Annotated in this window: 8 protein-coding genes; all 8 read left to right on the top strand. The window is 48.8% G+C overall.

Going from position 1 to position 10231, the window contains the following annotated elements; genetic code table 11:
* The first annotated feature begins 266 nt into the window (after positions 1–266).
* The 8 genes from tsf to OXH39_02680 all read left to right on the top strand — a co-directional run bounded on the left by tsf (position 267) and on the right by OXH39_02680 (position 10211).
* Positions 267–860: a translation elongation factor Ts gene (gene tsf / locus OXH39_02715; protein ID MCY3549345.1), complete on the top strand. Its 594-nt coding sequence runs from the start codon at positions 267–269 to the stop codon at positions 858–860.
* Positions 861–1028: 168 nt separating this feature from the next.
* Positions 1029–1613 carry a ribosome recycling factor gene (gene frr / locus OXH39_02710; protein ID MCY3549344.1) on the top strand — a complete coding sequence of 195 codons (585 nt, stop codon included), beginning with the start codon at positions 1029–1031 and terminating at the stop codon, positions 1611–1613.
* 39 nt (positions 1614–1652) lie between these two features.
* Entirely contained in the window at positions 1653–2486 is an 834-nt protein-coding gene (locus OXH39_02705; protein MCY3549343.1) for a phosphatidate cytidylyltransferase, read from the top strand.
* Positions 2487–2663: 177 nt separating this feature from the next.
* Positions 2664–3854: a 1-deoxy-D-xylulose-5-phosphate reductoisomerase gene (locus OXH39_02700; GenBank protein MCY3549342.1), complete on the top strand. Its 1191-nt coding sequence runs from the start codon at positions 2664–2666 to the stop codon at positions 3852–3854.
* 50 nt (positions 3855–3904) lie between these two features.
* Complete coding sequence (gene rseP / locus OXH39_02695) at positions 3905–5593, top strand: RIP metalloprotease RseP (protein MCY3549341.1); 1689 nt, start codon at positions 3905–3907, stop codon at positions 5591–5593.
* Positions 5594–5717: 124 nt separating this feature from the next.
* Entirely contained in the window at positions 5718–6440 is a 723-nt protein-coding gene (locus tag OXH39_02690; protein MCY3549340.1) for a uracil-DNA glycosylase, read from the top strand.
* 106 nt (positions 6441–6546) lie between these two features.
* Positions 6547–9129: a primosomal protein N' gene (priA, locus tag OXH39_02685; protein MCY3549339.1), complete on the top strand. Its 2583-nt coding sequence runs from the start codon at positions 6547–6549 to the stop codon at positions 9127–9129.
* 122 nt (positions 9130–9251) lie between these two features.
* Positions 9252–10211 (top strand): hypothetical protein, encoded by a 960-nt coding sequence (locus OXH39_02680; protein MCY3549338.1) that lies wholly within the window; start codon positions 9252–9254, stop codon positions 10209–10211.
* The last annotated feature ends 20 nt before the right edge of the window (positions 10212–10231 follow it).

Raw genomic sequence — 10231 nt, 5'->3', positions numbered from 1 at the left:
CGACAACAGTCTCAATAAATTGGCTATCAGAGGAAGGGTTATCAGTTATCAGTCTTGACCAAGAACTCGCGCTTTAGCAAAATTATCTGTAGACGAGTTCTTGGTCAAAGTTACAAGAGGTTTCTGTGGATGCCACAAGCGGTCCCTTAACCGATAACTGACCACCGAAACGGAACGTCCCCGTTCTCGGACTGACAACCATTCCTCCGACCGCTCACGGCTCCTTCACTGTGAAGAAAGCCAAAGCGAAAATAAGAGGAGGATAAATGGCAATTACAGCAAAGCTCGTTAGCGACCTCCGTTCGCGCACGGGGGCAGGGATTATGGACTGCAAAAAGGCGCTAACAGAGACGAATGGAAATATTGACGAAGCGATTCAGAAGTTGCGGGAGCAAGGCTTGAAAGCTTCCGAAGTGAAAGGTGGCAGGGCGACAGAAGAGGGTTTGATCATTTCATATATCCACCCCGGCAGCCGTGTTGGTACATTAGTTGAACTGAATTGCGAAACCGATTTTGTCGCACGAACGGAACAATTCCAAGCGTTAGGGAAAGAGATTGCGATGCAGGTCGCAGCCGCTAAACCGAAATACCTTAAGCCGGAGGATGTACCCGCCGAGGACCTTGAGGCTGAAAAATCGATTTTGAAAGCTCAAGCGGAGCAAGAAGGTAAACCTGCCCACATCGCTGACCGGATTGTTGAAGGACGGATATCTAAGTTTTACTCAGAGACATGCCTCCTACAGCAAGCCTATATTCGCGATACAGACAAAACCATTGAAACCCTTGTAAAGGACGCTATAGCCCAATTAGGCGAGAATATCGTCGTCAAACGTTTTGTGCTCTATGTCCTTGGACAGTAAAGATAATGGAATAGCGGAACGGTTGTCAGTGTTAACCAACAACTCGTGCTTTAGCAAAAGTATCGGTAGACGAGTTTTTGGTTAAAGTTACAAGAGGTTTCTGTGGATGCCAGAGGAAACTCTTTAACCGACAACCGATAACCGATAACTACTCTGGGGAAAAATCAGATGCAACAAATTCTTCAACAGGCTGAGTCCCGAATGCAGAAAACGGTCGAAGCAACGGCGACGAAACTGTCGCACGTGCAAACAGGGCGCGCGACAACAGCACTCTTAGACCAGGTGAGCGTTACGTATTACGGTAGTAAAAGCCCGCTGAGTCAGGTCGGCACGATTACGACTCCTGAGCCTCGTCTGCTCGTCATTCAACCTTGGGACAAAACGCTAATTACAGAAATTGAGAAAGCAATAGCTCTTTCCGATCTCGGATTCTCAACGAGTAACGACGGGAACGTTATTAGGATCTTGGTCCCCGAGCTCACAATGGAACGCCGAACCGAGTTGACGAAAGTCGTCCGTAAACTCGCTGAAGAGGGTAAAGTGGCGATTCGGAATATTCGCCGCGATGCCAATGAAGCTGTCAAAAAACTTGAAGGTGGTGACGGCGATGGCGGTGGTAAAAGCAGGAGCCGCGGCGGCAATAAGAAGCGCGGAAAAGGAAGTAACGACCCCGTTCAGCAGCTCACGGATGCATACATCGACCAGATTAGCGAGTTGACGGAGGCAAAAGAATCTGAGTTATTAGAGACTTAGGAATAGTTGTCAGTTACTGATTAGCAGGATACAAAACCTATGTTTTGGCGGAGAGCCTTGAGTGTAGTTGTGCTGGTACCGTTAGTTCTCCTGATTGTCTATTGGGGAAATTGGCTCTATCTGCTACTTGTGTCTATTGCAGTTGTAATGATGCAAGTTGAGTACTGTCGCTTAGCACAGCACTTCACGGAAAAATTGAATCCGGTGATGCCGGTACTCTTAACAAGTGCGTTCTGTTTGTTCGCGTATTTTTTGCCTACACTGACAGAGACAGTATCTGCATCAACGGTAATATTTAGTTTCTTCACCTTCGTCTTCATCTACGTTTTCGCAGAAAGTATTTTTAGAGGGAAGGTCGCCGGTGAATTGCTCGCTGCTACTCTCAAATTAACCGGCATTTTAACGATCGGTTGGGCACTCGGGTACCACCTTATTTTGCTACGAAATGCGGAGCCGGTCGGCAGGCATCTTATCTTTCTGTTGGCTGGAATAATTTGGTGCAGTGACACCGGTGCGTATCTCGTAGGGAGAGCGTTCGGCAAACACAAACTCGGCACGCCGGTGAGTCCGCGAAAGACGGTCGAAGGGACTATCGGTGGATTGGTTGTAGGGACTTTGACGAGTTTCGTGCTGAGTATGATTCTCCTGAAGGGAACGCTCTCTTGGGTAAATGCCGTCTTTATTGGATTGCTATTGAGTGTGTTGGGGCAACTTGGGGATTTAAGTGCCTCACTTATGAAACGAACTGCCGGTGTTAAGGACTCCGGACAAGTAATTCCGGGGCACGGTGGATTCATTGATAGATGCGATAGCCTGATTTTTAGCACACCCGTTCTTTATTATTATCTGGAATTGACCGGAAATTTGGGATAGCGTGAATAGTTATCAGTTGTCAGTCTTGACCAAGAACTCGCGCCTTAGCAAAATTATCTGTAGACGAGTTCTTGGTCAAAGTTAAAGAGGGTTTCTGTGGAGGATACAGCAAACGGGATTGCCACAAGGGACTCTTCACTGATAACCGATAACTGATAACTGGTGACTATTAAAACTATGAAGCACATCGCCATACTTGGTAGCACGGGTTCTATTGGGAAGAACGCCCTCAGCGTTGTTGACACGCATGCTGACGAATTTAAGGTCGTTGGTCTTGCAGCGAACCGAGACGTTGATGCCCTTGAGCAACAGATTCGACGGTATCGTCCCGCGTTGGTGGCTCTAAATGAACCGACAGCGGCGTGCCAACTCCGTGAACGGATTCGAGACCTCAATGGAAACCCACAAGTGCTCGCTGGTACCGAGGGGCTTCAAGTCGTAGCTACAATGCCTGAAGTGTCCCAAGTTTTGGACGGAATGGGTGGAAGTGCAGGCTTGTTACCGACTTTGGCAGCGATTAACGCCGGTAAAGATATTGCTTTCGTCAACAAAGAGGTCATGGTGATGGCGGGACCTCTTGTGAATGCAGCGGTTCAAGAAAACGGCGTTAACTTGATACCGATAGATGGTGAGATGAGTGCCATTTTCCAGTGTTTGGAGGGCGCACGTGACCGACAAGCGGATATACATCGACTCTTGATTACCGCGTCAGGCGGACCGTTCCGAGAGGTGCCAAAAGAGGAACTCTATTCCGTCACGCCGCAACAGGCACTCCAACATCCAAATTGGAAAATGGGACAGAAGATCACAATCGACTCCGCGACGATGATGAACAAGGGACTGGAAGTCATTGAAGCGAAGTGGTTGTTTGATATAGAACTTTCAAAGATTGACATCGTTGTTCATCCAGAGAGTATTGTTCATTCCATGGTGGAATGGACAGATGGTTCTACGCTTGCCCAGCTGGGACCTACAGATATGCGTATTATGATCCAATACGCGTTAACCTATCCCCGCAGACTCTCTACACCAGTGCCGCGTTTGGATTTGATGGAGTCTCGCGCGCTACACTTTGAACCGGTTGACTTCGAGAAGTTTCCGTGTCTATCGCTTGCGTATACCGCCGCAGAAGTCGGTGGCACGCTACCAGTGGTTCTCAGTAGTGCGGATGAAGTGGTCGTAGAGGCTTTTCTGAACGCTTGCATCGGATTTATGGATATCCCGGCGATCCTTGCGAGTGTGATGGATAAGCATGTGGTGATTGCCGATCCAACACTTTCGGATATCCTTGAGGTTGATCGGTGGGCAAAATCAACAGCACGTTCAATAATAAAAAATAAAACACAATCAGGTGTAAGGGCTGGGTAACCCAGCCCCTACTGATAAAAGAAACATCAAATAAAGGAGTAATAGACACTATGGAATTCTTGGTCGACTTAATCAGTTCCATCATTCCGTACATTAAAACGGCGATCCTCGCGATTATTCCTCTCGGGTTTATTATCTTTATACATGAGTTGGGCCACTTTTATGCGGCAAAACGGTGTGGTATTAAGGTAAATACGTTCTCTCTCGGTTTCGGTCCTAAACTTATCGGGTTTCAACGGGGTGAAACAGAGTATAAAATCTCTCTATTGCCATTTGGTGGATACGTGCAGATGGAGGGTGAGAACCCAAGCGAACAAACCGGTGCTCCGGGTGAATTTGCGAGTGCACCACTTGGGAGTCGTGCATTTGTTGTCGCCGCGGGTCCTGTTGTTAATCTCCTGTTTGGTGTATTGATATATTGGCTTGTCTTCGCTACCGGACTTAACGCAGATTCCGCACGGTTAGTCGGCGGATTGACGGGTTTACCACTCGGTGAAAAGGGTCCAATTCAGATAGGATGGGTTGCTGAAGATGGTGCCGGTGCCAGGGGCGGATTGATGCCCGACGACACAATTGTTTCCGTCAATGGCGACTCGGTGAGTCACTGGGCAATGTTCCAAACAAGGATATATACGAGTGCTAATAGAGTGATCGAATTGGTTGTTGAACGGAATGGTAAACGCGAGACCTTGCTGGTTAAACCTGATGCTGAACCGAGTGTCAGGGGAGATATAGGTGTACTTTCGGTGAGTAGTAAAATGGAGACAATTGCCGGTCACGTCAGAGAGGGTAGTCTCGCTGCAGAAGCCGGAATCCAAGTGGGAGACCAGATTGAGAGTATCAATGGCGAGAGGCTCTATAACGTCCCATATTTTGGTTACCTCGTGTGGCATCCTTCGGCAAACTGGATCGATGAAAAATATAAGGCATTTTATGAGCGCATCAACGCAAATCAAGAGGCGTTGCGGCTCGGCATTCGTCGTGGTGATGAGACATTCACGCTTGAAATCCCAGTACACTGGCGTGTGACAGCAGCTGTTCAGAAAGGGAGCGTCGCTGAAGATGCCGGAATTCGGAATGGGGATGTGCTTGTTACGCTTAACGGAGAGGAAATAGACAAGACGACCCTCCACGCGCAACTCGAGGCGATGGCAAACGAACCGATTGAGATCGGTTTGATGCGAGATGGAAACCTGCAAAAAGTAATCCTTGCAGCGGAAAATCAAAGTCCAGAGACAAAGACTGACGGACTCCTCTTCGGATTGGCATGGCAGGTTTCCCTGAGTGGAATAGAATTTTCGGAGAAAGCAGCACCCCTACCCGAGTATAACCTGTTCACAGGGTTAGGAAAAGGGGTCGAAGCGACATGGTTGACATTTACGACTGTCGGTAGAACCTTGCAACAGCTGGTAGGTGGGGAGGTATCACCGAAGCATCTCGCCGGTCCAATCGGTATTGCAAACGCGACGAGCCGTATGTTCGATCGGGTTGGGTTGAGCAGCGTGCTCTTTTTTATTGGGTTTATTAGCATCAACCTTTGTATCGTCAATCTGTTGCCGATTCCTATCGCTGATGGTGGACATCTACTGTTTTTCGCCGTTGAGAAGATCCGCGGCAGACCGATGCCACGGAAAGCACAAGAGGTTGTCCAACAGGTCTGCATTGTTCTCCTGATTGCGCTCTTCTTGTATATTACTTGGTTCGATGGTATGTCTCTGATTTACGATCTACGGAATTAGCAGGCAGCGGCAATAGCAAAGAAGCCATCAGCCGTCAGCGGTCAGCAAGAAAACGTTTCTTTACCAAAAACTTCTTTACTGACTGCTGATAGCCGATAGCCGATAGCCTTTCTTACTGAAAGCCATTATGGATAGAGATAACTTCAGAAAAGATTACATTGAACTTGTTGCGAGTGTGAGGGAATATATGGAAGAACAACTTCACTTCGGTTTCATAGAAGCAGAATCACAAGAGTCTGCGGAGGTGTCCTCTTATTCGGACTTTGACCTGCCTACTTTGGCGACTGATGCCGCGAGTTGTACCAAATGTCCATTACATGAAACGCGGAATAGTGTTGTCTTTGGTGTCGGAGATACGAGTGCCGACCTTATGTTCATCGGTGAAGCACCAGGGGCTGACGAGGACCGTCAAGGAGAACCTTTTGTCGGGAGAGCAGGTCAATTGCTAACGCAAATCATCGAGGCTGGGATGAAACTCAAGCGCGGGGATGTTTATATCGCCAACGTGCTTAAATGCCGTCCTCCGGGTAACAGAAACCCTGCCCCAGATGAAGTTGAAACGTGTAGTCCTTATTTGGTGCGTCAGATAGAACTCATTCAACCGAAGGTGATTGTGGCACTCGGGAGTTTTGCTGCACAGATGATGCTTGATACGAAAATAGGTATTACAAAACTTCGCGGGGAGTTCCATCCATGTAATGTAGCAGGACTACGCGTCCCACCACATAGACAACCTCCGGTTGTGATGCCGACGTATCATCCGGCATACCTACTCAGGAACCCGGGTGCCAAGCGTGAAGTGTGGGAAGATGTTAAAAAGGTGCTTGCTCGTTTGTCTGAAGCATAGAAAGGAAATAGCCGTCGGCAGTCAGCAAAGAGGGTTTTCTGTTAATCAAAAAACCTCTTGTTACTGATAGCCGATAGCCGACAGCCCATCTTACTGACAACTAATTATGCGTTATGCAAATGTCGCTTTTCCCCTATCGGTCGATCAAGTGTTCACGTACGGCGTGCCTCCCAAACTGGACCCAGTTTTACAACCTGGGAGCCGTGTTTTAGCACCTTTCCGAAGCGCGCGTCAGGAAGGTGTCGTTGTCGAACGACTCGATGATACCGATCTGGCACCTAACCTTATCAAAAATATTTCCGAATGCCTTGATGAGGCTCCGACGTTCTCGGCTGAACTGCTCGCTCTCACTAAATGGATGGCGGAATATTATGTTTGCCCGTGGGGTATCGCTCTTTTTTGTGCAGTGCCAGCTGCTGTGCGAACCCAGAAAAGAGAACAGGTCCGGCTTCTTCCTGAATTTTCAGGGTCACTCGGAAAAGTCCAAAAAGAACTCGTCGAACTTTTGGAAGCAGAGGGTGAACTTTCTATCAATCAACTTGCCAGACGGATGGGTTTGAGTTATCAAGGTGTCCGTTCGAGAATTACCAAACTCAGCGAAAAAGGTGCTGTCGAGACCAATGTTACCCACAAACCGAAAGCAACCACGCAGGAAACCAATGTAGCAGCTTTAGCTTTGTCGCCTGCTGAAATTGAGGCGGAGATTTCTCAACTTAAAAGTGCCGCGGAGGGTTCTGAAAATCCGCTTGGACAGCGCACGAGCAATCGTCGACACGCTGCCGCTGCTAAACATGCCGAAATTCTGCAGATTTTGCTTGACGAAGGTGTTCCGTTGGGAACAACCGACCTGACGAAACGGGTAGGAACCAGCATTTCACTACTCCGCACGCTTGAAAGGCGTGGGTTTATTCATATCGCCCGTACGCGTGCGGTTCGTAATCCACTGAGTTCTGAACCGGTCCCGGCAACACAACCGCTTCACCTGAATCCGGCACAATCAATAGCATTTGAGGAGATTCGGAACGCCGTAGGGGCTGGGTCACCCAGCCCCTACAGGGGCACCGTTGATCAAGCACCAACTTTCCTACTGCATGGCGTGACGGGGAGCGGAAAAACTGAGGTCTACATGCAGGCGATGGCAGAAATCCTTGCACACGGAAAATCTATTATCGTATTGGTGCCAGAGATTTCGCTCACACCGCAGACAGCATCGCGGTTTGTTGGAAGATTCGGGGATCGTGTTGCGTTGCTGCACAGCCGGTTAAGCGATGGGGAACGCTACGATCAGTGGCATCGTATCCAAAAGGGTGAAGCGGATATTGTGATTGGACCGCGTTCTGCTATCTTTGCCCCTGTGAAAGAACTTGGAATGTTGATTATAGATGAGGAGCACTCGGATTCCTATAAGTCGGACACCGCTCCGCGTTACCACGCGCGGGAGGTAGCACAAAAGCGGAGTGAACTCGCAAACTGTCCCGTCCTGCTTGGAAGTGCGACCCCATCACTTGAGAGTTTCTATCGTGCAAAGAACGGGAGTTACCGGCTTCTTGAGATGCCGGACCGTGTTCTCGACAGAAAGATGCCTGATGTTCACATCGTTGATATGCGAGCCGAATTCAGAAAAGGCAACCGGACGATCTTCTCTGAGATGCTCCGAAGTTCGATTGAAGAACGGCTTGTTCGGCGTGAACAAATTATCCTGTTTCTCAATCGGCGTGGACATTCCACCTATGTCTTCTGCCGAACCTGTGGTTATGTTGAACAGTGTGACAACTGCTCTATTTCGCTTACCTATCACCGTGAAACGAAGCAGCTCGTTTGTCACCATTGTGGTAACAAACGTCCGACGCACCCTGCATGCCCACAGTGTAGTAGTGAGGCTATCCGATTTTTTGGGGCAGGAACAGAAGCCGTTGAACAGGAGGTCCGCAAGTCGTTTCCGAAGGCGAATGCGAAACGATTTGATGCGGATTCAACGTCACGGAAGAACGCACATCAGCAGATTTTGGAAGCGTTTGAGCGCCAGCAGATTGATATCCTAATAGGCACACAGATGGTGTCAAAGGGGTTGGATTTCCCGAATGTCACTCTTGTAGGTGTTATTGCAGCAGACACGGCTTTGAACCTTCCGGATTTCCGAGCAAGTGAACAGACGTTTAGCCTGCTGACGCAGGTCGCCGGACGCTCTGGGCGTGCTGAACTTGAGGGTAAGGTCGTCATTCAAACCTATATGCCTGAGCATTACTGCATTTTGGCTGCGCAGAAACACGACTATCTTAATTTCTATACGCAGGAAGTTGAAGCGCGGGGGGCATTACGATATCCGCCCTTTTCACACGTTGCGACGCTGTTGCTCCGCGGTAAAGACGAGGAAGAGGTTATAAAGACTGCACACGCCGTACGGGATCAGCTTGTAGTGGCTGGGTCACCCAGCCCCTACAAACCAACGGATCAAGGACGCACCTCAGAGGTTTCCGAAAGTGAAATGGCAACAGTAGAAATCCTCGGTCCCGCGCCAGCACCGCTCTCGAAAATTGAGGGGAAATTTCGGTGGCATTTCTTGCTCCGGAGCAACGCCGTTGGAAAAATCGGTCAACTCCTTAAACGCTTAACTGAGGAGCCACCGGCTGCAATTAAATCGAATGCTGTTGAATTTGTGATAGATATTGATCCAACGAATACACTTTAATAGTTGTCAGTTATCAGTTAAGAGGCGGATCTGAATTCATCAAGTCTTTCTCTTAACTGAAAACTGAAAGATTTTTCGCAGAAAAACCGTACTGATAACTAATTACAAGGAATTAATTATACATGGGTAACCGGATATTTGATAAACTCGCTGATACTGACTTACTTGCACGTAGCCCGATCCTGGTTTTTGCTGCGGATCCACTCGCATCCGCGGGGATTAAAGGACTTGGGCAGGTGCAGCATCCAAAACCACACTACCGAACACACGCAGAGTTTTTGCAACTACAACGCGACCTCGTTGCTGATGGGCAGTTAGATGGATTACTGATGACACCTGCCGATGCAGAAATCCTTGCCCTTGATGAGAATCTGTTTGAAAACACACCAATTACACCGATTGTCCGTATGAACTCGGAAACGGCTATCTGGAACCCGAGGTTTGGGGTTTACACGTCGAGTCCGTCAATGCCGTTTCAGACGGTGTTTCCAGAAGATATGCAACGTTATTGTGAGGCACTCATCGGTCCCGCACTTGAGTGTCGAGTCAACCTTGGTTTGTATTCCATTACACTCAACAATGAACCAATCGCCGATGAACGGATGTTGCAAGCGTATGTGCAGTTCGCGCATGTTGTCGGTGAAATTGAAGGATTTGATCATCTCTTAGAGGTGTTCTTGCCGAATGTCAAGCTGCCGGGGATGGATGATGAGAAACGTGGCATGTATGTCGCCGATTCTATTGTTCGGACGATGAGTTATCTGCGGAAACACCAGCGTCCACGCTTTATCAAGACGGCGTATACGACCGCCGAAGTCTGGAGCGAATTATGTCAATTCGACACGACGTTAGTAATCGGAGCGTTGGGCGGTCCCCGTCAGAATGCGCGTAGCACATTTGCGCTTGCGGACAACGTCGTCAGCAACGGTGGGCGCGCTATCCTATTCGGGCGCACTATCTTCGGTGAAGATGCCCCAATCGGTTTTGTGCAGTGCCTGCGGCGTGTGCTTGACGGTGAGGACGATCCGCAGAACGCACATGCGGAGTATCAGAAGTTGTTACGCGGTTCCCGTGTTAGTTAGTTGTCAGTACGGAAACGAGT

The organism is Candidatus Poribacteria bacterium, from assembly GCA_026702755.1.
GTDB lineage: Bacteria > Poribacteria > WGA-4E > WGA-4E > WGA-3G > WGA-3G.
Note: the sequence above shows the minus strand (reverse complement) of the source record. Positions and strands in the feature narration are given on the sequence as shown.

Excerpts from the sequence above, each read along its gene's own strand:
- tsf (MCY3549345.1), top strand. The coding sequence starts at position 267 with ATGGCAATTACAGCAAAGCTCGTTAGCGACCTCCGTTCGCGCACGGGG.
- frr (MCY3549344.1), top strand. The coding sequence starts at position 1,029 with ATGCAACAAATTCTTCAACAGGCTGAGTCCCGAATGCAGAAAACGGTC.
- OXH39_02705 (MCY3549343.1), top strand. The coding sequence starts at position 1,653 with ATGTTTTGGCGGAGAGCCTTGAGTGTAGTTGTGCTGGTACCGTTAGTT.
- OXH39_02700 (MCY3549342.1), top strand. The coding sequence starts at position 2,664 with ATGAAGCACATCGCCATACTTGGTAGCACGGGTTCTATTGGGAAGAAC.
- rseP (MCY3549341.1), top strand. The coding sequence starts at position 3,905 with ATGGAATTCTTGGTCGACTTAATCAGTTCCATCATTCCGTACATTAAA.
- priA (MCY3549339.1), top strand. The coding sequence starts at position 6,547 with ATGCGTTATGCAAATGTCGCTTTTCCCCTATCGGTCGATCAAGTGTTC.
- OXH39_02680 (MCY3549338.1), top strand. The coding sequence starts at position 9,252 with ATGGGTAACCGGATATTTGATAAACTCGCTGATACTGACTTACTTGCA.